At 47.1% G+C, this 24,219-nt stretch carries 24 protein-coding genes, 1 tRNA gene and 1 pseudogene; 14 read left to right on the plus strand and 12 right to left on the minus strand.

All coding sequences use genetic code 11. The features are described from left to right. The first annotated feature begins 10 nt into the window (after positions 1-10). Both yejM and QWJ20_RS02350 read left to right on the plus strand, forming a co-directional pair. Positions 11-1,759, plus strand: coding sequence for an LPS biosynthesis-modulating metalloenzyme YejM (yejM, locus tag QWJ20_RS02345; protein WP_433991739.1), 1,749 nt, complete (start codon positions 11-13; stop codon positions 1,757-1,759). 78 nt (positions 1,760-1,837) lie between these two features. Continuing rightward, positions 1,838-1,914: transfer RNA gene (locus QWJ20_RS02350), tRNA-Pro, on the plus strand. Positions 1,915-2,272: 358 nt separating this feature from the next. On the opposite strand, the gene QWJ20_RS02355 is transcribed toward QWJ20_RS02350, so the two are convergent. Both QWJ20_RS02355 and QWJ20_RS02360 read right to left on the minus strand, forming a co-directional pair. Further along, positions 2,273-2,989: a YnfC family lipoprotein gene (locus QWJ20_RS02355; RefSeq protein WP_433991740.1), complete on the minus strand. Its 717-nt coding sequence runs from the start codon at positions 2,987-2,989 to the stop codon at positions 2,273-2,275. Positions 2,990-3,058: 69 nt separating this feature from the next. Beyond that, positions 3,059-3,174: pseudogene (locus QWJ20_RS02360) on the minus strand (phage tail protein); the annotation flags it as partial. A 1,035-nt stretch (positions 3,175-4,209) separates the two neighbouring features. On the opposite strand from QWJ20_RS02360, the gene QWJ20_RS02365 reads away from it, so the two are divergent. Both QWJ20_RS02365 and QWJ20_RS02370 read left to right on the plus strand, forming a co-directional pair. After that, positions 4,210-4,791 carry a hypothetical protein gene (locus tag QWJ20_RS02365; protein WP_433991741.1) on the plus strand — a complete coding sequence of 194 codons (582 nt, stop codon included), beginning with the start codon at positions 4,210-4,212 and terminating at the stop codon, positions 4,789-4,791. Positions 4,792-4,818: 27 nt separating this feature from the next. Beyond that, positions 4,819-5,658 (plus strand): P-loop ATPase, Sll1717 family, encoded by an 840-nt coding sequence (locus tag QWJ20_RS02370; protein WP_433992370.1) that lies wholly within the window; start codon positions 4,819-4,821, stop codon positions 5,656-5,658. A gap of 247 nt (positions 5,659-5,905) precedes the next feature. On the opposite strand, the gene QWJ20_RS02375 is transcribed toward QWJ20_RS02370, so the two are convergent. Then, a complete protein-coding gene (locus tag QWJ20_RS02375) occupies positions 5,906-6,814 on the minus strand; it encodes a restriction endonuclease (RefSeq protein ID WP_433991742.1) in 909 nt (302 codons plus the stop codon). Positions 6,815-7,372: 558 nt separating this feature from the next. Next, a complete protein-coding gene (locus QWJ20_RS02380) occupies positions 7,373-7,789 on the minus strand; it encodes a hypothetical protein (RefSeq protein ID WP_433991743.1) in 417 nt (138 codons plus the stop codon). 391 nt (positions 7,790-8,180) lie between these two features. Between QWJ20_RS02380 and relB the strand changes: the two genes are divergently transcribed. The 4 genes from relB (at position 8,181) to QWJ20_RS02400 (ending at position 10,106) form a co-directional block, all read left to right on the plus strand. After that, entirely contained in the window at positions 8,181-8,426 is a 246-nt protein-coding gene (gene relB, locus QWJ20_RS02385; protein WP_174870399.1) for a type II toxin-antitoxin system RelB family antitoxin, read from the plus strand. Continuing rightward, the gene (locus QWJ20_RS02390) at positions 8,416-8,700 is read left to right on the plus strand and encodes a type II toxin-antitoxin system RelE/ParE family toxin (protein WP_433991744.1); all 285 of its coding nucleotides are present in this window, start codon (positions 8,416-8,418) and stop codon (positions 8,698-8,700) included. The genes relB and QWJ20_RS02390 overlap by 11 nt, the downstream gene beginning before the upstream one ends. A 3-nt stretch (positions 8,701-8,703) precedes the next feature. After that, on the plus strand, positions 8,704-9,072 hold the full coding sequence (locus tag QWJ20_RS02395) for a hypothetical protein (protein ID WP_433991745.1): 369 nt from the start codon (positions 8,704-8,706) through the stop codon (positions 9,070-9,072). A 662-nt stretch (positions 9,073-9,734) separates the two neighbouring features. Beyond that, complete coding sequence (locus tag QWJ20_RS02400) at positions 9,735-10,106, plus strand: VOC family protein (RefSeq protein ID WP_433991746.1); 372 nt, start codon at positions 9,735-9,737, stop codon at positions 10,104-10,106. 148 nt (positions 10,107-10,254) lie between these two features. Here QWJ20_RS02400 and QWJ20_RS02405 read toward each other — a convergent pair whose 3' ends face one another. From QWJ20_RS02405 to QWJ20_RS02415, 3 genes are all read right to left on the minus strand, one after another. Next, complete coding sequence (locus tag QWJ20_RS02405) at positions 10,255-10,977, minus strand: alpha/beta fold hydrolase (RefSeq protein ID WP_433991747.1); 723 nt, start codon at positions 10,975-10,977, stop codon at positions 10,255-10,257. A gap of 251 nt (positions 10,978-11,228) precedes the next feature. After that, positions 11,229-11,558, minus strand: coding sequence for a DHCW motif cupin fold protein (locus tag QWJ20_RS02410; RefSeq protein ID WP_095699157.1), 330 nt, complete (start codon positions 11,556-11,558; stop codon positions 11,229-11,231). Positions 11,559-11,629: 71 nt separating this feature from the next. Next, the gene (locus QWJ20_RS02415) at positions 11,630-12,166 is read right to left on the minus strand and encodes a rhodanese family protein (protein ID WP_433991748.1); all 537 of its coding nucleotides are present in this window, start codon (positions 12,164-12,166) and stop codon (positions 11,630-11,632) included. A gap of 406 nt (positions 12,167-12,572) precedes the next feature. On the opposite strand from QWJ20_RS02415, the gene QWJ20_RS02420 reads away from it, so the two are divergent. Beyond that, positions 12,573-13,973, plus strand: coding sequence for an EmmdR/YeeO family multidrug/toxin efflux MATE transporter (locus QWJ20_RS02420; protein ID WP_433991749.1), 1,401 nt, complete (start codon positions 12,573-12,575; stop codon positions 13,971-13,973). A 44-nt stretch (positions 13,974-14,017) separates the two neighbouring features. Here the strand turns inward: QWJ20_RS02420 and QWJ20_RS02425 are convergent, their stop codons facing one another. Next, positions 14,018-15,187: an MFS transporter gene (locus QWJ20_RS02425; protein ID WP_275243331.1), complete on the minus strand. Its 1,170-nt coding sequence runs from the start codon at positions 15,185-15,187 to the stop codon at positions 14,018-14,020. Between the two features lie 345 nt (positions 15,188-15,532). Continuing rightward, positions 15,533-16,048 carry an outer membrane protein OmpX gene (gene ompX, locus QWJ20_RS02430; RefSeq protein WP_095699153.1) on the minus strand — a complete coding sequence of 172 codons (516 nt, stop codon included), beginning with the start codon at positions 16,046-16,048 and terminating at the stop codon, positions 15,533-15,535. 376 nt (positions 16,049-16,424) lie between these two features. Between ompX and rhtA the strand changes: the two genes are divergently transcribed. After that, entirely contained in the window at positions 16,425-17,312 is an 888-nt protein-coding gene (gene rhtA / locus QWJ20_RS02435) for a threonine/homoserine exporter RhtA (protein WP_433991750.1), read from the plus strand. Here the strand turns inward: rhtA and QWJ20_RS02440 are convergent. Next, on the minus strand, positions 17,300-17,851 hold the full coding sequence (locus QWJ20_RS02440) for an adenylate kinase (RefSeq protein WP_433991751.1): 552 nt from the start codon (positions 17,849-17,851) through the stop codon (positions 17,300-17,302). The two genes, rhtA and QWJ20_RS02440, sit on opposite strands and share 13 nt — an antisense overlap. A gap of 336 nt (positions 17,852-18,187) precedes the next feature. Here QWJ20_RS02440 and dps point away from each other — a divergent pair, with 336 nt between their 5' ends. From dps to glnQ, 4 genes are all read left to right on the plus strand, one after another. Then, a complete protein-coding gene (gene dps / locus QWJ20_RS02445; RefSeq protein WP_010294859.1) occupies positions 18,188-18,691 on the plus strand; it encodes a DNA starvation/stationary phase protection protein Dps in 504 nt (167 codons plus the stop codon). 391 nt (positions 18,692-19,082) lie between these two features. After that, entirely contained in the window at positions 19,083-19,829 is a 747-nt protein-coding gene (glnH, locus tag QWJ20_RS02450; protein WP_433991752.1) for a glutamine ABC transporter substrate-binding protein GlnH, read from the plus strand. 26 nt (positions 19,830-19,855) lie between these two features. Further along, positions 19,856-20,515, plus strand: coding sequence for a glutamine ABC transporter permease GlnP (gene glnP, locus QWJ20_RS02455; protein ID WP_005972676.1), 660 nt, complete (start codon positions 19,856-19,858; stop codon positions 20,513-20,515). Then, positions 20,512-21,234, plus strand: coding sequence for a glutamine ABC transporter ATP-binding protein GlnQ (glnQ, locus tag QWJ20_RS02460; protein WP_014914973.1), 723 nt, complete (start codon positions 20,512-20,514; stop codon positions 21,232-21,234). The genes glnP and glnQ overlap by 4 nt, the downstream gene beginning before the upstream one ends. A gap of 51 nt (positions 21,235-21,285) precedes the next feature. On the opposite strand, the gene QWJ20_RS02465 is transcribed toward glnQ, so the two are convergent. Then, a complete protein-coding gene (locus QWJ20_RS02465; RefSeq protein WP_433991753.1) occupies positions 21,286-23,154 on the minus strand; it encodes a M3 family metallopeptidase in 1,869 nt (622 codons plus the stop codon). Positions 23,155-23,240: 86 nt separating this feature from the next. Next, entirely contained in the window at positions 23,241-24,209 is a 969-nt protein-coding gene (ybiB, locus tag QWJ20_RS02470) for a DNA-binding protein YbiB (RefSeq protein ID WP_433991754.1), read from the minus strand. Positions 24,210-24,219: the final 10 nt, after the last annotated feature.

Raw genomic sequence — 24,219 nt, forward strand, 5'->3', positions numbered from 1 at the left:
TGACCAACGTATGGTAACCAACCGTCAGCGCTACCGCGAAAAAGTCTCCCAGATGATCAGTTGGGGACACTGGTTCGCCTTATTCAACATTTTGCTCACTTTGGGGCTGGGTAGCCGCTACCTGTTTGTTGCCGATTGGCCGACCTCCCTGTTCGGTCGACTTTACGCGCTGGTTAGCTGGCTGGGTCATTTTAGCTTTATCGTCTTTGCTGCCTATCTGCTGGTCATCTTCCCGCTCACATTTATTGTGATGTCGCAGCGCCTGCTACGGTTCCTGTCTGCGGCGCTGGCAACAGCCGGGCTGACGATACTGCTCGTTGATGTGGAAGTCTTTACACGCTTTCACTTGCACCTCAACAGCACCGTTTGGGAACTCGTCGTCAACCCCGGACAAGGTGAGATTGCCCGTGACTGGCAGTGGATGTTTATCGGCATTCCGTTGATTTTCATGGCGGAAATGCTGTTCGGCACTTGGTGTTGGCAAAAACTCCGCAGCCTGAACCGTCGCCATTTTGGCAAACCGCTGGCGGGCGTTTTCATCTCGGCGTTCTTCGCATCGCATCTGATGTACATCTGGGCCGATGCGAATTTCTATCGCCCAATTACCATGCAGCGCGCCAACCTGCCACTGTCTTATCCGATGACAGCACGTCGTTTTCTGGAAAAACATGGCCTGCTGGATGCACAGGAATATCAGCGTCGTCTGACGCAACAAGGCAATCCTGAAGCCATGACGGTGGAGTATCCACTCAGTAACATCACCTTCCGCGATAGCGGCAGCGGCTACAACCTGCTGATGGTGATGATCGACGATACGCAGCCCGATGCCATACAAAACCGCATGCCGAACCTGTCGCGCTTCGCCGAGGAAAACGTGCGTTTTAGCGATCATTACGATTCAGGATCTCAGCCAGACGCCGCCTTGTTTAACCTGTTTTACGGCCTCTCGACGACCTATATGGACGGTATTTTGAGTGCGCGTAAACCTTCCGCCTTGATCACCGCGTTAAGCCAGCAGGGCTATCAGTTTGGGCTATTTTCGGCGAACGGCTTCAACAGCCCGCTTTATCGTCAAGCGCTGCTTTCTGATTTCTCCTTGCCTGCGCCGCAGCAGCAAGGCGGCGATGCCATCATCACGCAATGGCAGGAATGGCTCAGCCGCGATAATAATTCAGCGCCTTGGTTCTCTTACGTTGAACTGAGCAGCGCACCGAAAACCGCAGATGGCAAAGGTACTGAATCAAACGGCCGCATGAATATTCAGGACGTTGACCGCCAGATTGGGCAAATCATTAGTACCCTGCAGGAAAAAAACATTCTGAATAACACGGTCGTCATCGTGACAACTGCACAAAACCAGAATGCCAATACCAGCAACGCGGCACGTTTTGCCCGTACCCAATGGCAAACGCCGCTCATTGTTCACTGGCCGAACACGCCTGCGCAGACCATTACGAAAATGACGGATAACAAAGACGTCATGACCACGCTAATGCAGCGCCTGCTCCACGTTAAAAACAGCACGGATGATTATTCACAGGGCGAAGACTTGTTCTCAGCCCAACGACGCTACCCGTGGTTGATTAACGGCAACGGCGGCACGCTGCTCATCACCACGCAGGATCAGCTCATCGTGTTGGAAAGCAACGGCAACTACCGGGCTTACGACATGGCGGGAAATCGGTTGAACGATGAAAAACCGCAGCTTGCCCTACTCTTGCAGGTGCTAACGAACGAAAGGCGCTTCATTGCCAACTAACTGCCTAAATCTAAAGCAGTCGTTCCATCCGGCTATTGCAATAAGGTCAGGAAAAGGTAGTATAAATGCCCATAGCATCGGCACGTAGCGCAGCCTGGTAGCGCACCGTCATGGGGTGTCGGGGGTCGGAGGTTCAAATCCTCTCGTGCCGACCAAATAATCCCAGAAAAACCAACCTCTTACGGTTGGTTTTTTTTCGTCTGGATTTCACTGGGGGAATAACCCGTCATAAAATCAAGGATGAGAAAATGGAAACGATCAACTATAACGGAACGACAATCTGCGTACTCGACGGCAACGACATACTGACTGATTGCCCTATCAATTCATACGCAGTGATCGAAGACTCAGGGGTTTATGTCGCTGTACGCGTCGGGGAGACTGACGCGCCAGCGATACACTGATCCCGTTCCCACATCAACGCTATCGATGATGAGTTCTGCTGGTATGTCTCGCACAGATTTCTCCAATAAAAAAGGCCGCTCGCGGCGGCCCTATGGGGTTAACATGAAATTAATAAAAAACTGTATTTATGTCAGCGTGAAATTTAAAAACGCTATTTTCCTTGATAAATCGATAAGCTAAATCGCAGCTTACTGGATTTTTATTTTCATACTTACATGACATATTTGTCTGGCTTTCACCAAGTAGAAAGCCATCTGACATAGCCAGGTAATCAAGCGGTTTGTTAATTGGGTCATGGAAAGTTATTTTAGTCTCGTCAGCCAACTTATCAGCCATCAGAACTTTTATTATTGACTCCGTGCCATCCGGGTTGTAGGAAATATGATAATCCTTTCCTGGTTTTTCATCTTTTATTGTGGCAATCGAGCCGTTTTCATCATATGAGAAAACAACCACATTGCGACTACCTTCTGTTTTTTTATTTAAAATCAAGCAGTGCTCATTTATGTCGAACACTACTTTCTCATTGTTTTCTGTCCCAACTATTTTATCTTTTTCCCGCTTAAGGCTTACCATTCCGACTGGCTTACCAGCTACCTCCATATTAGCCAGACACCCTTTGTCATCAAACTTAATCAAAACATCCTGGAAGTTATTCCCCCCATCACCTTTGACAACAAGATGTGTTTCTTTCACATGCCCTTTTATTGGTTCAAAAGCATACAGTATTGCAAAAAGTTTCATGTTGGATTCGGAGTACTTGTTATCTTCGAAACATCCTGCCAACAAAAACACTGATAATAAGATAGGTATTTGAAACTTCATTCGAGGGTTCCTTTCCCGTAACACACTATTTAATTTACAGATTACTACTGGCTTTACCCAATGTCATTACTATCGCGATACTTGTTCAAATGTCGCCGTCAGCTCATGAAGGCCAGCTGTTTTTGTCAAACTCCATGATCGGCAGACAAGAGCGCCTGCGTTCCCGTGTTCGATGGTGTCCAGTAGCCCGCCAAAGGCATTACACGTAAATTACTGAGGATTGACGGCAAACAGCCGCGCTTTGTGGTGCTCATGACACTCGACGACGAGGAAGAGTAAATCACGCGTAAGGTAAAATAAGGTCGGCTCGGTAGGCTCGGTAGGCTCGGTAGGCTCGGTAGGCTCGGTAGGCTCAGTCTGTTCATTATTTTAATACATTGATTTATCTTTATTTTTATTTGAATAGTGAACCGACTTTAACCATTTTGAACCGACCTAATCAAACACCCCTTTTCTGGCTGGCTTGATGAACCGACTTTCACACCGCGTGAACCTACCCATAGGTCGGTTCAATTCTGAAAATAATTACATTATCAATCAGTTGACTACGTGAACCGACTGAACCTACCGAACCTACCCACTTTTGCTTATCTATAATAATTTACGCACACAAAAATCATGATGGGTTAAACCATTACCAGCGTGAAAGTGCGCAAAACGACACTGAGCGGGTACGGAAAAATTTGCAATGTGGTACGCAGTTGTACGCATTGCTGTGCGAACTGCGTACCTCGCTACAACCCGCACCACACCTCATTTTATTCAATTTAAAATCAATTTTTTGGTCGGTACGCATGTATAGAAATGCTAAGGTTTTTTGCGCAGTCGGAATGGCGGGGAACGGTGTGAGGAGTCAAAACTGATTCAAGAAAATGCGTAAATTTTAAAGGCATGCAGTTTAATTATTAGCACGCTTATATTGTAGTAATAATATAAAATTATGGTTATTGTCATAATAGTATGTCACTGTATAGGAAAAATAAATTTATAGTGTTAGAATGCGACAAGTATAAATAAATAAAAGGACAGTATAATATTGTTGATTATTAAAAAATAATTTCCAATTTTTGATGCATTGATTTCATTAACTTTAAATACTCTGGAATATTAATATGGATACTCATGTCTTTAGAAATAATGATGAAATTGGTAAATTAGAAGCTTAATCCGATTCATATTTAGATGAATGCTTTTATGAAACAAATATTTTCAAAGGGATAATGAATTTCGATCCATCTGAAAAAAATTCTGATTTCACCAGAAGAATTATAGTCGGTAGAACCGGTAGTGGTAAGTCAGCTCTTTTGAGGAAAATTCTAGATGAAGCAAGCATAAAAGTTTATGATAAAATAGAAGCGGAAAATACTATTTTTGAACATGTTAAAAATAACATTTTTATTTCTTCCCTCATCGAAAACGGCATTGATTTAAGAGTTTTTTATAAATCATTATGGCTACATGCTTTGCTTATAAAAGTAATACCTGCATTGCATAGCTCAAGCCACCAAAACTTTTTTAATATAATCCAAGATCTTATTGGTGGAAAAAAGAAACCTTACAACCCTGAACTGGTTAATGAATATATAAACCAATTTAAAGATGTTTTTTTCAATGACAAATCTTTGGTTGAAATTAGCAACAAAATGCAGCACGATCTTTCTACAAAAATAGGAATGAAAGGCATAGACATTGGAGGTAAACTTGGCAGTGAAGATACTCAAAGGATACAATCAGAAACCTCAAGTTATGTCAGCCGGGAGTTAATTAGAAAACAAAAAGAGCTAATGAAAATATTAAATTAAGAATTTTCCGAAACAGGACAATTCCGAATTATTATTAGCATTGATGATCTTGATCGCTCATGGTTAAGTTCAAGTGATATAAGATATGGTTTTATAAATGCACTGCTTGAAGCATTTAGGGAACTGTTAGACATAAAAACAGTCAAGATATTAATTTCTATAAGAACAGATATTCTTATGGGTATTTATAACAAGACGTTAAGACAAGATGAAAAAGACCAGTCATTGATATATGCCATTTCTTGGAACAAGACGGAGATAAGGGAGATAATTGACAGACGCCTGAATCACTTAATAAAAAACAAATATCAGGGCTCTAGAAACATATCAATGAAAGACATTTTTCACTTTAATATAGATGGTATATCTGCTGATGAGTATATTTTAGACAGAACGATGTTAAGGCCAAGAGATGCCATTAGTTTTGTTAATTATTGCCTTAAGGAGTGTGATGGCAATGTCAGCATAAACAAAGACATTGTGTTAATAGCAGAGGAGAAATTTTTCTCCTCACGGAAGAGAGCTTTAGTTTCTGAGTGGGTAAGTATTTATAAAAATATATCAAGTTATATTGATTCATTATCTCTTTTGAAAACTCCTGAGTTTTCTATGGAATCAATTAATGATTTTAAGAAAAATGAAGTTTTAACATACCTGCTTGATAGAGTTACTTCAACTGATGATGATCCTGTACATTCTAAAATAGTAATGAACTTCGATGAATTAATAAAAGTTTGGTTTATCATTGGAATAATAGGAATAAAAAGAACGCAATCGTTAGTTATATACTCATCATATGACAAACCGGATCTAGATATAACGGACATGAGTCGGATTTTCTTTGTCCACCCGCTATTCAATCGATAGTTAGCAATAGGGCTACGCTTGAATATCTTTCGTAGCCTTTTTAGTTCGTTCCCCTATTATGAAATTTATAAGTCTTGACCGACTCCCCATTGATTAACACCCCCTATGTTAGTAATGTCTTCATTAGCCACATGAGGACATGCCATGAAGAAACGTTTTCAGACAAACAGATCATCAGTATTACTAAACGGGATAAGCTTTTACCCGTAAGCAGCTCCTATATTAATAGAATCAAACCTGCAACTAATCAGGAGCCAACCCCGTAGCAGTAATAGCCAACCACTTTCAGTAAAGGCTCAAATCCAATTGCGCTCATATCTTCAACACGTTGCCAGTCTCGTTCAACCTCATCTGGATTAAGTCCACCCAAGGTGAAAGCATTAGTAACAATGTGCCCGGTGTGTGCATCTTGTAAGCCGTTGATATCTTCAATGGATAAATGACCGAGATAAAGGTGTTGTTTAACAAAAAGCCGTAGGGTTAAAGTAACTTCCACCTTATCACCGTATCCATTATCAATTTGAGTTTTAGTTCCCTCAAATATCAGCAACTCCCCATGCTCCCCTGGTTCACTCGGTAAGGCACCATTATCCCATCGAGTCTGGGCAATCTCTAACGAAGTACCTAATAGCTTGTTTTCCACACTGTAGACTGGCAATTTGTAAAACTCATTTGGAATCAGCAGGGGTTTAGGGGCAGAACATCTAATTCCAAAACTCATGAAGCTATTTCTGAAGTCACATAATACAGGTGCTGTCACTTTTGACCGCCATTTATGGTCTCCTGTAGATACTGGGCGGTAAAGCGCAATCTGTAATTTCTGAGCACGCCGTAAAGCAGCTTTGGTAAAACCAGCAGGGCAGACCAAAGCCCCTTGATGAGCACATACGTCCTGTACTAATCCGTGAAACTCTTCAACACCTTTGACGTCCACCGGATTAGCATAGTCCTTACAATCAATGACAATACGCATCTTGTACTGACCAATGGACTGCTCCACTAGAACATCCACCTGTCTTTTTGTTTCGCTCTGGACACCATCAAGCATCACATTGTGTTGCACTTCAGCATTGGGGGATAGTTGCCTTTGTATCATGGCAACAAGCTGTTCGAGAGCTTTCCAGTCGGGAATCTTACTTTTATCTTGACCAGCCATTACTCCGCTCCGTTTGGGTCTTATACGTAAAGATACCACTGGAATAACTTGAAGGAGAAATTGTTAGTATTCCGGTAAAGCGGACCATTCTCTTTCAGAGATCTTCAGGAAAGCGGATTAGTTTACCTTTCAAGCGAACTTCCGCTCCTCGCTCATAGTTGACCTTCAGCCTTACAGGAACGATATGAGCGTCCACAGACATTAACTTTTCTCCCAACGACCTCAATTGCGTCTGGCTCACCATGCCAAGCCATGCAACTTAAACAATCGCCACCACAATCAAAATTCAGTGTTTCTGGAGTTTTGCTCATTGGCTGGCTACAGATCTGGCAATTGTTTATTTTCACCGTAAGTGACATCCTTTTTAGGCTTTTAGTTCTAGGTTGCCTAACATACCACGGTTAGATCCGCTGCTCGCTCAGAGCAGATTATACAAATAGCCTGGATATAGGATGTCTTCTGCTTTCCCGACAGGTTCTCACGGAAAAAGGCTCCATGTGATGGAAGTCAATCGGAAAACCGATACTCAAATCATGGGTATTATGCCACTTGCAGGATTTACTCGGCCTCGATAAGTCCGTGCTTAATGAAGAATTCACGCACATCTGGTGCAACGTCAATAACGTTGTTTACCTCAAAGCATCGATTAAGATCTAATACCTTCATATTCTCTGCAGCTTCATTCCGCCACATCACAAAGCCATCAAACGCCCGGATGATTTGAGATGTCCCCCCCCACGGCTGGCCGCGGCCACCTTCCACCGCCCACTGTGGATACTCCTTCATGAAGGCATCCATCAGCTCCTCTGCCTCGTCTAAATCGTCATTATCCAGCAGGTCGTCCCCGATTAATTCACTATGTCTACGATTGATCGACATTGCCTGAGCGTCTGCTATGCGCTTGCGTTCTGCTGCTTCAGCAACTGCACGAGTTATAGGATTGCCGATCCGCACGCCTTTTTTCTTCTTACCCATGATGTAGGCCTCCAGGTTTTGTATCACGGCAGGTTAACACAGCCGGGTTTTAATTATCATTGACGCCAGACGTCTTAACTGCATTAAAAATGGGGCGTTCAGTACCTGTTCAGGTAAATTGAAGCTCGAAGTAAACCTAGCGCGTGTTGTTTCGCAGAGTAGCCACGATCAACTCCTCAATGCTCATAGGAAGGGGCGCATGGGAGGCTTGCTGTGTGCGCTGACGCCCATGAGCACCTAACATGTCCGCTGTTCGCTCTTAACAAACACCAGCGGCTAATCCATACCTGCATAGAGAACAAAATTCCAAATACCATTAAGTAGCCACTTGCCTCCCCTTTGCCTAGTAACTACAATGTATACAAAACACACAATGTAGTGAGGTGGCAATATGGGTGTCATGTCCGTTCGCTTAAATGATGAAACAACCGCACAGCTTGATGCGTTGGCTAAAGCTACGGGGCGTACCCGCTCTTTTCTGGCTGGACAAGCCATTGAAGACTATCTTGCGCGGGAAGCCTGGCAGATAGCAGAGATCGAGCAAGCTATAAAAGAGGCCGATGCGGGTGATTTTGTCTCATCCGATGAAATGAATAACCTGTTTAGAAAATTAGGTACGGCAAGAAATGGAAATTAAATGGCTGCGTAAAGCCGCGGCCAATTTGGAAGCAGAATACCTCTATATCGCTCAAGACGATCCACAAGCTGCCAGCCAGTTCGTAGATGAAGTCCAAAGGTTAACGGAATTATTACCGCAACAGCCAGCAATGGGAAGGCCAGGCCGCGTGCCAGGAACACGTGAGCTAGTGTTAACGCACTATCCCTACATCATCCCCTACAGCGTGAAAGATAATATGATCCAGATTCTACGCGTCTTTCATACGCACAGGCGTTTACCTTCTACATGGTGACTTATGAAAAAAATAAAATCAGCATGGCTCATTACGTGGGAATGGTTTGGCGAACATGCGAAAGTAGATGATGAAAAAAGAATTGTTTCCGTTGTAAATTACAGAAAATCACATAAATATATTTATGATTTAGTCGGTAATTTATACACCAGTCATACCGCATCAGTATCAGAAAAACTTACATTTGCTGCGAATAGTAAGAAAACAATCTATCCCCCATATTACTTTGCCAAAAACGGCATCACCTATGCCGATATCATCCATTGCGGTGATAATCCTTTCTTATATGCTCGTCGAGTTAAAAATCTTATGATTAATGAAAAATCATCTGGTAACACTTTGATTTGGGAAGAACTTCCCATCCCAAATTAAGATTAATATGTTGCCCATCTATACGGTCGCCAATCAACACGTATGCTATGAGATGCTCTTTGATATTACTATTTCTGAATTATCGCGGACGATTATAACTTAATGATCACCACCAATTGACGCAATCAGTTCATCAAAATCAGCACCTGTAGTCGCTATCTGCTGATCGTTGTTTTTGGCAACCGCGACAACCTACTTTTGTGAATCGTCAAAACTAGCTTCAATATGCCAGCCGTTTTCCATGTTGTAGCCAATGCACATAAACACCTCAGATTCAGATAACATACGACCAAATGCTATATGCTTTTAATCAGCCACACACTGTATCAGAAGTAACGCCGCCCACGCTTCATGTAGTCAAAGGTAACAATTTGCTGATTCTGTTAGGGCTTACTAAGCGATAAAAAATCGTACTCACCGCTGCCATTTTTCAGAGTGACTTTTCGTTTTAGTTATATGATAAAAAACAACAACTAATATAATATAAACAAATAGTTAACCTATAAATTCAATTTCTCTCGTGCCATAACAGCGCATAAGTTTCCATTTCACATAGGCCGTAAATCTTATACCCTAGTAACTCATCTGGCACCGCCCAGTCATTTAGCCTCGGCACCGTCTGACGCTATGCTTTTGATTCATTATCAATCGCGAGGTTGATCATGCAGCATGATGTCAGATTTGGTCGTATAGCAACCGTGTTACCCGTCAAAAACATCTTGGTTTCTCAAGAGTTCTATATCAATAGACTGAATTTTAAGAAGGTTTTTGAAAATGGGGATCCTGTTGGCTTTGTGATATTAAAGCGTGAAGACGCTGAATTACATTTGACGCTTCAACCACAGCACAAAGCGGCTTCTTATCCTATCGCACATCTTCTGGTTGATGATGCTAATGCCTTATTCACCCTTTGTCAGGAAATTGGTGCCAAGATCGTTAAAGGTGTCCAAGATAAAGATTATGGTATTCGAGCATTTGTTTTCGCTGATCCGGATGAAAATCGTATCGATGTCGGACAGATCCTGAAGAAATAATTAAGGCGAGTGTTATACGTGAACCGGTCGCCTGTAAATGGCGACCGTACTGCTGTGAAGCGAAAAATTTGTGCGCATCAGGTGACAAATGTCTCATTGGTCGTAAGAAATATATGCTGTATTGGGTTCATGATTTATCCTTTCCCCGTCACGCTTTCAGCAGTAACTCACTCAACTTTTCAACCTGAGAGAAGAAAGGTTCATGCCCTGCATCAAGGGTATAAATAGTGCCAACACCCGCTTTTTCAGCCATTTGCTGCTGAAGTTTGGGAGAAATGGCAAGGTCCTTCGTACAAACAATGTAAGCCTTTGGCAAATCGATAAATCCTTCTGTCCATGTGACTGTCTCCATCAGAGGCTGAATTGGCTGATGTTTAAACTGCGCAAGGAGCGTATCAACATCGCTTCCCCCGTAATCATGAAATAGTGTAGCCGCAATTTTTTCAGGAACCAGTTCCAGAACACCTTTATCAAAATTAGGCTGCGCAACAGGTCCTTCAGTCCCCAGCTTCTGGCTTTGCTCGGCCAGAATAGCGACAGATTCACCGTTTTGCGGAATCATAGCGCAGACATAAATAAGTTTTTCAAACAGTTCTGGTGCAATCGACGCCGCTAAAGTGATTGCTGCGCCCCCCATGCTGTGACCAACCAGAGTCACTTTGCCCTGAACAGACAGTAATCTGGCAGCATCAATAATCTTATGGGCATAAGAATCGAGTGACACGGTAATCGCAGGCGTCTGATCATCACCACTTCCAGGAAGATCAATGGCTTTTACTGTATTGCCTTCAGCCTCTAGCTTCGATTGTATTTTGTTCCAGACCCATGCACCCTGCCATGCTCCATGTATCAGTAAAAAATTTTTTGACATTTTTAATCGTCTTAACAGATATGAGTGGAACCATTAAAAGTCATAGTGATGTTAAAGAACAGGCACAGTTCATACAGATAAAGCCATAACAGTAGGTATCTGGATAAAACCAACACGGAAAAATGATTGAACGAGATATAGCCTTTGCTGCAGACGGCACATTCTTTCAGGTCAGTCACAAGAAAAATTGCAAGGTTAGCTAAAATTTAGGGCTAATCTACTCTCTATGATTTCGAGTTAGCCCCCTGGCATCAATCCACAACAAACAGCTTAGCGCCCGTCTCTGTGTAGGAGCGATGGGCTTCTGCGTTATCCGCCACCTGATAGCTCATTCCCGGTTTGAGGACAAAAACACGGCCATCGTCTAATTCCGTATGAAGTTCACCTTCAAGGCACAGCAGGACATGCCCTTTTGAGCACCAGTGATCGGCCAGATAGCCTGGCGTGTACTCAACAATACGAACCCGAATGTTATCAAAACGCTGTGTTCGCCAGTAAGCGATCCCCGTGTCGCCCCGGTGCTCGGTGGGCTCTATTTGCGACCAGTCAGTCGTACCAAACGGAATGTTTTTCATGTCCATATTACTGCCCCTATTCTTTAACGTTATCGGTTAACACTCCGCTTACTCTTCCGGCAAGCCATCCCAGCACATCAGCGTTTGGTGCCACGGTTCCACGGCATTTTCATCAACAGTCTTGCCATGCCACAAAAGCCCGTGATCCCGGCAAACAACAGCCCTGCACCTACAAAGCCAGAGAGCAGGAAGAAAGCGCTATTTACGCTGTAACCCAGTAATACACCACCCAGAATAAGTACACCAGCGGCGATTTGGACCTGCCGCATGAGTTCAATCGGTTGTTTACGATTCACTTCTGTCGGGAATCCTGCCTTTTTCCATGCGTTCATTCCCCCTTCAAGAAGAAATGCCGTTGCGGGGGAAACCGTCTGCGCTAACAAATCAGCATTTTGTTCCGAGCGCATGCCGGATAAACAATGGAAAATCACAACCTGTCCTTCTTTGTCATCATCAGGAAGGACATACCCGGCAGAGGGATTTAGTGGGTGCAACCTTGCCTGTGCGATATGCTCGCGGTCATGTTCTTCCGGCTGGCGAATATCAATGAGCACCGCACCTTCATCTAACAATTTGCGGGCCTGAGCGGGTGAGATAGCAAGTGGCGTTGGCATGATCGTGATCCTCTTTTTGCGCTTCTGAAACCCGTCATCATGCATCGTTCAACGTGGTATTCAGCCAGCAAGGAAGGTGATATCGCTGATTGTTTGCGTGTCACCATTAATTTAGATAAACCTAATTAAGTAAAATCTAAATTAAATAATGGGCACGCGCAACAACTTTCCACGCGGGGAAAGCAATCCAGACTGGACATCGATTTAGCGACTGATACTCTATAAATAGAAACGCTATTTTGAAAAACAGACATACTGCCGCGATCGCACAAAATGGATCAATAGCGGTATGGATAAGTCACTGTATGCATAAGTATCGTGCAAAAAATGATGCTATTTGCGAGCCACCTTGTGGCTCTGTTTACCGCGCCGACTGGGAAACTTGAGATACCGCCAAGATCGTTTCATGAAAAAATTAAAAGACACAGACTGGTATAAAAAGCGTTACTCCAACCGCGTTCTCTTCTGGAGAGAAATCTCACCGCTCGCCTTCCCGATCTTTATTGAAGGCCTTTGCGTCGTGTTGATGGGGGTTTTCAGCACCTTCCTGGTCAGTTGGCTGGGGAAAGAGGCCATGGCAGCCGTCGGTTTGGCTGATAGTTTCAATATGGTCATCATCGCGTTCTTTACCGCGGTCGCATTGGGGACCGCCGTTGTTGTCGCGTTCAGTCTGGGACAGCGCAACAGAAAGCAGGCGCGATCTGCCGCCCGTCAATCGATGTCATTATTGGTTCTGTCATCATTTCTGTTGGTCGCGCTGGTTGAATTCGCTGGTTCCGCGATCATCGATCTGATCGCAGGACAGGCCGACGTTCAGGTTAAAGAACTTTCCCTCACATTCCTTCGCTGGACGGTGTGGGGCTATCCTGCGGTCGCCATCGCGCTGGTAGGCTGTGGTGCGTTGCGGGGCGCGGGCAATACCAAGTTGCCGATGGTCATCAACATTGGGATGAATATTCTCAACATTGGCATCAGTAGCTTGCTGATTTACGGAGCATTCTCCTGGGATGGCCTTGGCTTTGTTGGCGCAGGTATTGGTATTACCATTTCGCGCTATATCGGCGCGGTATTCGTGATTCTGACGCTAATGCACGGTTTTAACGGTGCGCTGCGTATCCCCTTCAAGTCTTACTTTGCGCCTTTTACCCTGTCGATTCTCTATGAAGTGCTCAGTATCGGTATTCCCGCCAGCATTGAATCCGTGATGTTTAACATCGGTAAGCTGATCACCCAGCGTTTTGTGGCAGATATGGGAACCGAGGTCATTGCCGGAAACTTTATTGCTTTCTCCATCGCAACGCTGATCAACCTTCCCGGTAATTCACTCGGTGCCGCTGCTACCATTATCGTTGGCACAAGGCTGGGGAAAGGCCAAATCATGCAGTCCACCCGCCAGTTGAAGCACATCTTCTGGCTGTCCAATATCGGGCTGTGCGTACTTGCCGTCCTGTCGGTGCCCAGTGCCAGCTTTTTGGCGTCGTTTTACACCAATGAGCCGGAAGTTATCGAAGTGGCAAAACATCTCCTGTGGCTCAACGCGCTATTTATGCCGATCTGGGCGGCGTCCTGGGTGCTTCCTGCCGGTCTAAAAGGCGCGAAAGACGCCAGCTACACCATGTGGGTAGCAATGGCAGGCATGTGGGGATGTAGGGTCATCGCGGGATATATCCTCGGCGTGATGCTCGGTTTTGGCGTGATCGGCGTGTGGATGGGGATGTTCTTTGACTGGATTGTACGCGGGTTCTTCTATTACCGCCGCCTGATGAGCGGACGCTGGCTATGGCGCTATCGTCCACCAACAAATTGATGATAGCGAGCGGGTTTCCGCTCGCTTATCACACAGCAAACTGCTTAGCGACTCGGGCTCTTCACTGGAGCAAAACGGGTCGCCATGATAATCAATACGACCACACCGACGGTCATAATCATCCAGGCCTGCTCCAGACCTGCGGTATGCTGACGAATGAAACCTGCCAGCAACGGCATCAGGCTAGCAAGGATGTAGCCACCGCCCTGCACAAAGCCCATCAATGAACCGGTTTTATGTGATTCTGTCACCTGATCCAACGCCACAATCAGCGACAGTGGGAACAGTGCACCAATGCCAACACCTAGCATGATAATAATGGGATATGTGAACGTCAGCGGCGCCACAATCAACCCGATCATCCCCACCAGCATCACGATCAGGATAGGAAGCAGCAGTTTGCGTCGATCGGGAAAACGGTTGATGAATGTTGACACCAGCAGGCCGGAAATCACTTCTGTCAGCGTTAATCCGCCCAACATCAGGCCGCTTTGCGTCGCATCTAACCCCAGTTGAATATAATACGGCGGCAGCCATGCCAGTACCAGCGTATACGCCCCCGTACCAATGCCGAAGAACACCATCAGCAGCCAGTCCATTCCGCTTCGGCGCGTTGCTACGACAGCCACTGCATCCTGCTTCGCGGTATACGCTTTAGGAATACACCGCCAGGCCACCGCAGCCACCAGCGCCACGATCCCCCAGCAGGCCAGTGCACTTTGCCAGCCCCACGCATTTGCCAGCGGAGAAACCGATGAAGCCGCAAACGCCGCACCGGTCATAATCGCCGTGGTATAAAAGCCCATGAGGAGACTGCTATGGCGACCAAAATGGAGCTTGATAAACGATGGCACCAGCGCCTGAATCAAAGCAATCCCGATTCCGGCAAGCGCAGCGCTAACCAGCAGCGCAATACCGCTATTCAGCCACCAGCGGGCGCTACACGCCAAAGCAATGACTACGATGCCCAGCGTGATTCCCCGATATTCACCAAGACGCGCCTGCAACTGACCGCCATATAACGCACACCACCCCATAGCGAACACCGGGAGCGTGGTTAACATCCCCGCCATGCTGTCATCCAGACCCGTTGCAGCCTGAATCTGATTCAGCAATGGGCCAATCCCCGCCAGAACAGGGCGTAAATTCAGTCCCAACAGGATAATCGTGAAGAACAGAAAAGCCCGCGTGCGGGCCGTTGATGTCACTACCATGTATAACCTCAATAGCTTGAGTAAATCACTACGACTTGATGAACATTATCTTCACATAAAGAATCTTAACGTCAAGATAAAATCTTATGGCAGACCGATACTGCATGAATTTGATCAACGGTAGCAAGAACGACTGGATATCGACCGACTAGAAAGTGACTGGATAAATGACTGATGATACTCATCGCTGATTTAGACAAATGGCCGTAAAAAAACGTCGCTTGTGACGGTCCGCAGGGTGGCGGGTAGGAAGCTCGCCATAAAAAAATCCGCCCTAAAAAGAGCGGATTCTTTCGACACATCTAACAACCAACGCTGAGGGTAAACAACCCCTACAGGGTTAGATTAGAAGCGGTAACCTACGCCAACAGCCCAAGCACCAACATCAACACTGCGGATACGGCTTTGTTCGTAACCCACATCCAGCGCAACGTCCTGCATTGGGTTGAACTGAACACCTGCACCGTAGGTGAAGCCGTAATCGTCATTGCTGGTGTTGTTCTGGCCGTTGGTAGCGTTGTTTGTTACTTTACCGTGGCTGAAACCAACAACACCGTACAGGCTTGCCCAGTCATTCAGACGGTAAGCTGGACCCGCAGTGAAGCCCATGTACTGGCCTTTGCTGTACAGACCGCTCTCGCTACCATTTTTTTCCAGGTAGGTGAATGAGCTAATAACGCCCAGTGGGTTATTATCTTGCTCGTAACGATATTTCAGGTTAAAGCCTTTAACTTTATTTTGTACGCCCTGAGCATCACCTTGAGCATAGCCTGCAGTTACAGTACTTTGACCAGCAAATGCAGAACCTGCGCCAACGGCTAATACACAAGCCAGAGCGGAAAGACACGCGATTTTTTTCATATTTACAGCCTCAGATTCATTTTATGAAAGACTAACTAACGGGGTAAATATAACAAAGAAATTCGGGACTTGCCGCCTTATAAATATTTATCAATTAGGCTTTAGATGTAACAAATATTGTCAAAAACAACCTATCGCTATAATTACATTGAGTTTTTTATTGTGACAGTTAGATTAAAAATAAATTCACCACAACGCAGTAAAACAGACAATTCCGAATTCCCCGCTCAGTTTGTATGCTAATGGTATTGCGCAAAAACACGCCAGTTAAATGATGCGTAAATAAAGGTCAATAAAAGTCAATTCATACCAGACAAATTGTTTACAATTGGATATAATAGCAACGGAATGTTATACCTGTTTTAAGGCCAAAAGAATGACCTTATTTTCCCATCGCTCGCCATCATTTTTACCTGTCTTGCTCATCATTATCTCGATGCTTTCTATCCAAAGCGGTGCTGCTCTGGCGAAAAGCCTGTTTCCACTTATTGGAGCGACTGGCGTCACGGCACTGCGTCTGGGAATTGGTACGATCATTCTGTGCATTATCTTCAAGCCGTGGCGTATGCGTTTTAGCAGTAATCGCCTGCCGCTGCTGGTGTATGGCATGACTCTGGGCGGGATGAACTTTCTGTTCTACCTGTCATTACAGACGGTGCCGCTCGGCATTGCTGTCGCACTGGAATTCACCGGCCCGCTTGCCGTTGCGATGTTAGCCTCGCGCAGGCCGATTGATTTTCTGTGGGTTTTTCTGGCCGTTGCCGGGCTGTGGTTCTTACTGCCGCTGGGCCACAATATCGGCAATGTTGACTTGACGGGTGCGGCTTGCGCCGTGGGTGCGGGTGCCTGTTGGGCTCTTTATATTTTGTTTGGGCAAAAAGCGGGGGCAAATCATGGACCTGGAACCGTCGCTATCGGCTCCTTCATTGCCGCGCTGATCTTCTGCCCTATTGGGGCGTATTACGCTGAGAGCACGCTGTTTTCGCTCTCGATACTCCCGCTCGGCATTGCCGTCGCCATCCTGTCCACCGCGCTCCCTTATTCACTGGAAATGGTGGCACTAACCCGTCTGCCCGCCAGAACGTTCAGCACGCTGATGAGTATGGAACCCGCTATTGCCGCCCTCTCCGGGATCCTTTTTCTCGGTGAGCATTTATCGTTTATTCAGTGGATGGCGCTGATCTTTATTATCATCGCGTCAATCGGCGCAACACTGACAATAAAATCCGCGGGCGCAGCCAAAGTGACGACTCAAGCAGAATGAGTGCGTATTTCCTTGGGGAAGTGTTGCAGAAAAGTTTCACATTCCCGAGGAGAACGCAAAGTAATAAAACGGATATGGCGATAGCGAGGATCGGCTAAATCCGCCAAATACCGCTTCCGGTTTCTTGAATAGGTTTTCATTGTCCAGAGGATAATTGAATCCCGACTAAGGAAACTGCGGAGAAAAGACTCTTTATTCCCCGTGCCGCTCCAGAGCTCCTCTTTACGCCATGCCCGAAGAAAGGCACGCCGTACCGCCTGAAAAAGCGTACGGCTAAAGCTGTAATCGACCCAAATGACAACATCAACATTGCGCCATTTGATATCACGTGTTCGATTATAGTTGCCATCCAAAACCCAGTTTCCAGGCTCCAGTGCGCTTTCAAGCCGTTGAAAAAAATCGGCATCCGTCCGTTCTTGCCAGTCTTTCAGCCAAAACAGCGCATCCATTTCAATGTACGGAATAGCCAGTTTTTCAGACAAGCGACGAGCCAGCGTAGATTTGCCACTTCCACTGGTGCCAATAATATTCACTCTCATTCACCACGACTCCTTTTACTCGTACACACTATATTTAAAAAAAAGCGATGCCGTCACTCTATTTAAGCAGCAGAGAATAATAACTATTTCCATCTAGCTAGTGATGATATTTATCAATATATGACATTATATTTCATAAATAATTAAAATATTACCCTAACATCACCGCAGTCACATTATTGATATCAGAGAAATCCTGACTACAAATACCCACACCATCGTTATGCTGTAGCTATCCATTTGATAGGTGATTCTTTTCAATATTAATTTTTATCACTGCTATAATTAATCACATTGAACAGCAAGACTATCAATAATTAAAGAGAGGATACTATTATGCCTACCGCTAAACTCGTGAAATCAGTACCGTCCGAACTGCTTTACACTCGTAATGATTTGGACGATAGCGTTAAGACCTCGACGATCGCGCTGTTAAACCAACTGGTTGTTGATTTTATTGACCTGTCATTGATTACCAAACAGGCGCACTGGAACATGCGCGGTGCAAACTTTATCGCCGTTCATGAAATGCTGGATGGCTTCCGCACCTCGATTATTGACCATCAGGATACCATCGCCGAGCGCGTGGTGCAGATAGGCGGTGTTGCGCTGGGTACGGTACAAATCGTGGGTAAACAAACCTCACTGAAAAGCTATCCAACCAACATCCATAGCGTTCAGGATCATCTGAAAGCGCTGGCCGAACGTTATGCGATTGTCGCTAACAACGTACGCAAGGCCATTGGTAAAACGGAAGATGAGGCCTCTGCGGACATTCTGACTGCCGCATCACGCGATCTGGATCAGTTCCTGTGGTTCATTGAATCAAACATCGAATAGTCGGCGTTATCATCCCACGAACGCGTTCAAGGCTGCTTAGGCAGCCTTTTTACTGTCAGTCTCCTGACTCAAACCACCCTCTTTTCTGGCATAACCCGCACAAACCACGCATTTTATCCGTTAAGACGCTCAAAAAATTAGCTTTTGCCCGCATTAATTGGTCATAACACTAATCAACGGTTGTTTCCCTTCTGTAAATCAGTTAATCATAGCAGCGCCTTGCCTGAGCGACTCGGAGGTGAAAATTTCACCGCTGGCAGGGCAATAAATAAAAGCAACAGGTTAAGCACAACGCAGAGTAACTGACCCAGGTTTCACTTTCGTACGATGTACTATGCTTAAAACGCCTGTAAAACAAAAAGCTCCCACAACTGCTAATAGGAAGGGTTTGATGAAATCACTACTTAAGGCCTCTTTGGCTGCACTGACGCTAATGATGAGCGTATCTAGCTATGCTGCTGAGAAAGAACTGATTGTCGCTACAGACACCGCTTTCGTCCCTTTTGAGTTCAAACAAGGCGACAAGTACGTCGGTTTTGACATCGACCTCTGGGATGCTATCGCTAAACAGCTCGACCTGAAGTACACCCTGAAGCCAATGGACTTCGGCGGCATTATTCCCGCACTGCAAACACGTAACATCGATCTGGCGCTTGCAGGCATTACGATTACTGAAGAGCGTAAAAAAGCAATCGATTTCTCTGATGGTTACTATGACAGCGGCCTGCTGGTCATGGTCAAAGCAGACAACAACGACATCAAAGGCGAGCAGGATTTGGCGGGTAAAGTCGTTGCGGTAAAGAGCGGCACAGGTTCCGTTGATTACGCGAAAACCAATATCAAAACCAAAGATCTGCGCCAGTTCCCGAACATCGACAATGCCTACATGGAACTGGGCACCAACCGTGCTGACGCAGTGCTGCACGATACGCCAAATATCCTCTACTTCATCAAAACCGCAGGCAACGGCCAGTTTAAAGCGGTCGGTGATTCCATTAAAGCCCAGCAATACGGTATCGCGTTCCCGAAAGGCAGCAACGAGCTGCGTGAAAAAGTGAATGGCGCCCTGAAAACACTGCGTGAAAACGGCACTTATGCTGAGATCTACAAGAAGTGGTTTGGCGTAGAACCTAAGTAATTGCCGATTTAATCTGGAGATATTCCATGCAGTTTGACTGGAGCGCCATTTGGCCTTCTCTGCCCCTCCTGATGGAAGGGGCAAAAATGACGTTGTTGATTTCTGTTCTGGGTCTGCTTGGCGGCCTGGTGATTGGCGTGGTCGCGGGTTTTGCCCGCGCCTACGGCGGCTGGTTTTCCAGCCGCATTTCGCTCGTTTTTATTGAAATTATTCGCGGCACCCCAATCGTTGTGCAGGTGATGTTTATTTACTTCGCCTTGCCGATGATTTTCACCTCCGTACGAATCGACCCTTTTGCCGCCGCCGTCGTCACCATCATGATCAACTCAGGTGCTTACATCGCGGAAATCACCCGTGGTTCGGTATTGTCGATTCATAACGGCTTCCGTGAAGCGGGTCTGGCGCTTGGGCTGTCTCGCAGCGCGACGTTACGCCATGTGATTGCCCCACTCGCCCTGCGCCGCATGCTGCCGCCGCTGGGTAACCAGTGGATTATCAGCATCAAAGATACGTCACTGTTTATTGTCATCGGCGTGGCTGAACTCACGCGTTCAGGTCAGGAAATCATCGCGGGCAACTTCCGTGCGCTGGAAATCTGGACTGCGGTTGCCATTATTTACCTGTGCATCACGCTGGTCCTCAGCTTTATTCTGCGTCGTCTGGAAAGAAGACTTAAGATTATATGATTGAATTTAAAAACGTATCCAAACACTTTGGCAAGACACAGGTCTTACACAACATCGATCTCACCATCGGTCAGGGTGAAGTTGTGGTTATCATCGGGCCTTCGGGTTCTGGTAAATCCACGCTGCTGCGCTGTATCAATAAGCTGGAAGAAATTACCAGCGGCGAATTGGTTGTTGATGGCCTTAAAGTGAACGATCCGCGCGTTGACGAGCGTTTAATCCGTCAGGAAGCGGGGATGGTATTCCAGCAGTTTTATCTGTTCCCGCATCTTACCGCGCTGGAAAACGTCGCGTTCGGCCCTATTCGGGTTCGCGGCGCGAGTAAAGCTGATGCCGAGAAGTTAGCGCTGGAATTGCTGGCGAAAGTGGGTCTGTCAGAACGCGCCCACCACTACCCTTCCGAGCTTTCCGGTGGCCAACAACAGCGTGTGGCCATCGCCCGCGCGTTAGCGGTTAAACCGAAGCTGATGCTGTTTGATGAGCCGACCTCTGCACTCGACCCAGAACTGCGTCATGAAGTGCTGACCGTCATGAAAGATCTGGCCGAAGAAGGCATGACGATGGTCATTGTCACTCACGAAGTGGGCTTTGCCCATAAAGTGGCTTCGCGTCTGATCTTTATTGATAAAGGCCGCATCGCAGAAGATGGCGACCCGGAAACGCTGATTACGAATCCACCCAGCGACCGCCTGCGTGAATTCCTGCAACACGTATCTTGATCAACAAGGGGGCTTTCGCCCCCTTTATCTTACTTGTGATGTCAACGAACGTTATGCCTGCGAACGCGGATATTCTCGTTCAGTAAACGCCGCAAAATCCTGGCACATCTTCTCGTCGCTCTGTTCATTATCTGCCAGCACGCGGCTACCATCGACCACACGAATACGCGCAGACAGATCGAAATCCGCAGCAGGCTGAGGACGACCCGCCGCCTGCGCCATCATCTCTTCTGCCTGTTGCCAGGCTTCATCAACCGTCAGATTACAGGCCTGCGCCAGATAAGCGGGATTGAAACCCTCGCCGGTCAGGCTACGCAGCGTATCGTCATGACTTACGCTATTGCCCGGATGCCAGTAGTGTTGTGCCAAGTCAGGGCCGATAGCCGGGTTATCCGTCAGGTAACCGTCACGTTGCAGGAAATAGCTGCGCGTCTGCTCCACCGCCATCAATGCCAGCAGGTATCCCTGATAAGAACACGCCGACTCCATAGACAGCAGATGAGGGATCGCCAGCGTCGGGCGTGGGCTACCGCTAATACCCAAAATACGCTGCTCAGTGTCGCGCGCCAGTTTCGTCATCGCTTCTGGCGTACGCGCTTCGTCGTCCCACGAGTAGAGTTGCCACTCAAAATACGGCACCAGCAGGATGTGTCGCTCACTAAAGGCTCGCATTGGCTGCTGCGTGCTGATATCCGCACGGATTAATTCATCAGGAATCGTCTCTCCCTGCGCATTCTTTGCATAGCGTTTTAGCCAATCAGCATCACCCAGCAGGCTGTCGCAGAACATGGACTGCGTTTCCGCATAAGCCATTGAGGTTGGTGGGAACTCCTGTGAAAAACAGGGGGCGTTCTGCCGAATATTGGCAAAATGCGCGGCGTGTCCACCTTCATGAAACAACGTATTAATGCCGCTCGCACCGCTGCCAATTTGATCCGGCTTTGCCAGACTGGTGAAATTAATCCGTGCCGGAACCCATTTTCCTTCCTGCACAAACGGCGGCACCGGGCCGTGCATAAAGCCGTTCTCGTATTTACCTTTGCGCACCAGCAAATCGAGCTGCATTTCTGCACCGTTAAACCCAATGCGCAGACGCTTAAAGCTGTTGATCCAACGCTCCAGCGATGCAGAGAAAGGGAAATAGGGGTCGAGTTGACGCGTCACATCGCCCGCGCTGGCATAGCGAATATTCCACGGCTGTAGAGCATCTTCACCCTTTTCATCCGCCAGATTTTTCAGGCTGCGAGTATTCGCTTCACGCGTCTGTTCTTCAAAAGGATCGAGGATGGCAAAGAGCTGCTCCGGCGTCATCCGCTCCGTCTTGTTGACCTTATAGTCAAAATAGTTGCGATAGCCCATCTGACGGGCGAAGCGGTTACGCAGTGAAATCAGCTCTGGGAAACCATTCTGCAACAGCCACTGTTCGAGATCGCGCAGCGCCTGCTGGGAACTTTGACGATAGGCTTCGGTATCATTGGTCGTCTGGTTGGTCAGCAGTTCTCCGAGCGAGGCGGAAACCCGTTCCCCCTTGGCATCCAGATGCGTCATTTCATAGGATTTACGCTTGGCATATAACGCACTTTCGGCGGTGATAATCTCATCCATCAACGCCTGCGCCTGCGGATCTTCAATCACATTGCAGTCGAAAAACCGATACCAGCCTTGCAAACCGTGCGACAGCGCCTGCTGTTGCTCATTACGTGGGCTGTTTTCCAGTGTCGCAAGATGGGTTCTTAGCTCAGCCAGACGCTGCGGCTGCGAAATAAAACGCTTATACGCACTTTCTGCGGCGGAGAAACTCTCGGACACGTCATCGTTGCCCGTTCCCATATACAGTTGCCAAAACAGTTCTTCTTTCGCCTGATGAACCGCAAGATAGTCGCGATTCAAGGCGTTAAAATAGTCCGCTACCTGTTGCATGCTATTCCTTCTCTCTTCAAATGGCAGCCGTCTGGCTGCGTGAAGTGGCGCGATAAACCGCGTCCGAACCCGCTCCGGCAAACCAATCAGCCGAGGCGTTTCTTAATCGTGGCGACAGCCTGTTCCATTGTCGCCGCTTCGCCGGCGGCAACCAGACAGCACGCCAGTTGCAGACGAATCGCCTGCGGTATAGCAATTTCACCCGTCAGACACTGTACCGCCCAGCGCGCCGTCGTTGCGGCATCCTTCGCAATCGGCAACGCATCGGGTGCGACGCTGATATCCTGCCGAAGCTGTAGAATTTTGATATTTTGCTGATGGATAAAATGAATTTCCGGGCAGCGCTGTGGGTTGGCGTACACCTCCCCTTCCGTGCCGTGCATCAGCAGTGCGCGCCCGTTGATGTCATTAAAAAACGTCCCCACGCGGGAAACATATTCAGGATGGGAAACGCTGGCGACGCGCAGCGCGTCGCTTTCACCAAACGGCGTCGCCACCTTAGCCAGCGTGTGGCTACTGTTACGCACCCCCATCCGCCAGCGCAGCTGTAACTGGCGATCGATGGCCGGGCATAACGTCGACACAGGAATAAATACCGGACTGCCGTTATCAAGCTCCTGCTGAGCCTGCTCGGCACTCTCCGCAATCGTTACGCCAAGATTACGCAAAATCTCGGCGCTGGTAACACGAGTCGGATCGTCGCTGACGCCGTGAACCACGACCGGAAAACCCAATTTTGCCAACAGCAGCGCCAACAGCGGCGTCAGGTTTGCTTGCTTGCGTGCCCCGTTATAGCTAGGGACCACGACGGGCATAGGAAAGCCCGCAGGCGGGGTCAGGCGCAATACATGCTCGTTCATCGCCTGATAAAATCCCAACATCTCAGCTTCCGATTCGCCTTTGATGCGAAACGCAATCAGCAGCCCACCGAGCTCCAGCTCCGGCACGTCACCGCGCAGCATCGCGCTATACAGTTCATAAGCCGTTGCCTGATCGACATCACGCGCATGATTTTTCCCGCGCCCCACTTCTTTGATAATTTTGGTGTAATCCATGCTGGCCTCT

It is taken from the genome of Pectobacterium sp. S5 (genome assembly GCF_051707265.1).
Taxonomy (GTDB): Bacteria; Pseudomonadota; Gammaproteobacteria; order Enterobacterales; family Enterobacteriaceae; genus Pectobacterium; species Pectobacterium polare.

Coding starts and splice junctions, on each gene's coding strand:
- QWJ20_RS02390 (WP_433991744.1), top strand. CDS start 8,416: ATGGAAATTAAATGGCTGCGTAAAGCCGCGGCCAATTTGGAAGCAGAA.
- relB (WP_174870399.1), top strand. CDS start 8,181: ATGGGTGTCATGTCCGTTCGCTTAAATGATGAAACAACCGCACAGCTT.
- QWJ20_RS02465 (WP_433991753.1), bottom strand. CDS start 23,154: ATGCAACAGGTAGCGGACTATTTTAACGCCTTGAATCGCGACTATCTT.
- glnH (WP_433991752.1), top strand. CDS start 19,083: ATGAAATCACTACTTAAGGCCTCTTTGGCTGCACTGACGCTAATGATG.
- QWJ20_RS02375 (WP_433991742.1), bottom strand. CDS start 6,814: ATGGCTGGTCAAGATAAAAGTAAGATTCCCGACTGGAAAGCTCTCGAA.
- QWJ20_RS02400 (WP_433991746.1), top strand. CDS start 9,735: ATGCAGCATGATGTCAGATTTGGTCGTATAGCAACCGTGTTACCCGTC.
- QWJ20_RS02420 (WP_433991749.1), top strand. CDS start 12,573: ATGAAAAAATTAAAAGACACAGACTGGTATAAAAAGCGTTACTCCAAC.
- ompX (WP_095699153.1), bottom strand. CDS start 16,048: ATGAAAAAAATCGCGTGTCTTTCCGCTCTGGCTTGTGTATTAGCCGTT.
- QWJ20_RS02395 (WP_433991745.1), top strand. CDS start 8,704: ATGAAAAAAATAAAATCAGCATGGCTCATTACGTGGGAATGGTTTGGC.
- QWJ20_RS02440 (WP_433991751.1), bottom strand. CDS start 17,851: ATGAGAGTGAATATTATTGGCACCAGTGGAAGTGGCAAATCTACGCTG.
- glnP (WP_005972676.1), top strand. CDS start 19,856: ATGCAGTTTGACTGGAGCGCCATTTGGCCTTCTCTGCCCCTCCTGATG.
- QWJ20_RS02380 (WP_433991743.1), bottom strand. CDS start 7,789: ATGGGTAAGAAGAAAAAAGGCGTGCGGATCGGCAATCCTATAACTCGT.
- QWJ20_RS02415 (WP_433991748.1), bottom strand. CDS start 12,166: ATGCCAACGCCACTTGCTATCTCACCCGCTCAGGCCCGCAAATTGTTA.
- ybiB (WP_433991754.1), bottom strand. CDS start 24,209: ATGGATTACACCAAAATTATCAAAGAAGTGGGGCGCGGGAAAAATCAT.
- dps (WP_010294859.1), top strand. CDS start 18,188: ATGCCTACCGCTAAACTCGTGAAATCAGTACCGTCCGAACTGCTTTAC.
- QWJ20_RS02355 (WP_433991740.1), bottom strand. CDS start 2,989: ATGAAGTTTCAAATACCTATCTTATTATCAGTGTTTTTGTTGGCAGGA.
- rhtA (WP_433991750.1), top strand. CDS start 16,425: ATGACCTTATTTTCCCATCGCTCGCCATCATTTTTACCTGTCTTGCTC.
- QWJ20_RS02405 (WP_433991747.1), bottom strand. CDS start 10,977: ATGTCAAAAAATTTTTTACTGATACATGGAGCATGGCAGGGTGCATGG.
- QWJ20_RS02365 (WP_433991741.1), top strand. CDS start 4,210: ATGAATTTCGATCCATCTGAAAAAAATTCTGATTTCACCAGAAGAATT.
- QWJ20_RS02410 (WP_095699157.1), bottom strand. CDS start 11,558: ATGGACATGAAAAACATTCCGTTTGGTACGACTGACTGGTCGCAAATA.
- glnQ (WP_014914973.1), top strand. CDS start 20,512: ATGATTGAATTTAAAAACGTATCCAAACACTTTGGCAAGACACAGGTC.
- yejM (WP_433991739.1), top strand. CDS start 11: ATGGTAACCAACCGTCAGCGCTACCGCGAAAAAGTCTCCCAGATGATC.
- QWJ20_RS02425 (WP_275243331.1), bottom strand. CDS start 15,187: ATGGTAGTGACATCAACGGCCCGCACGCGGGCTTTTCTGTTCTTCACG.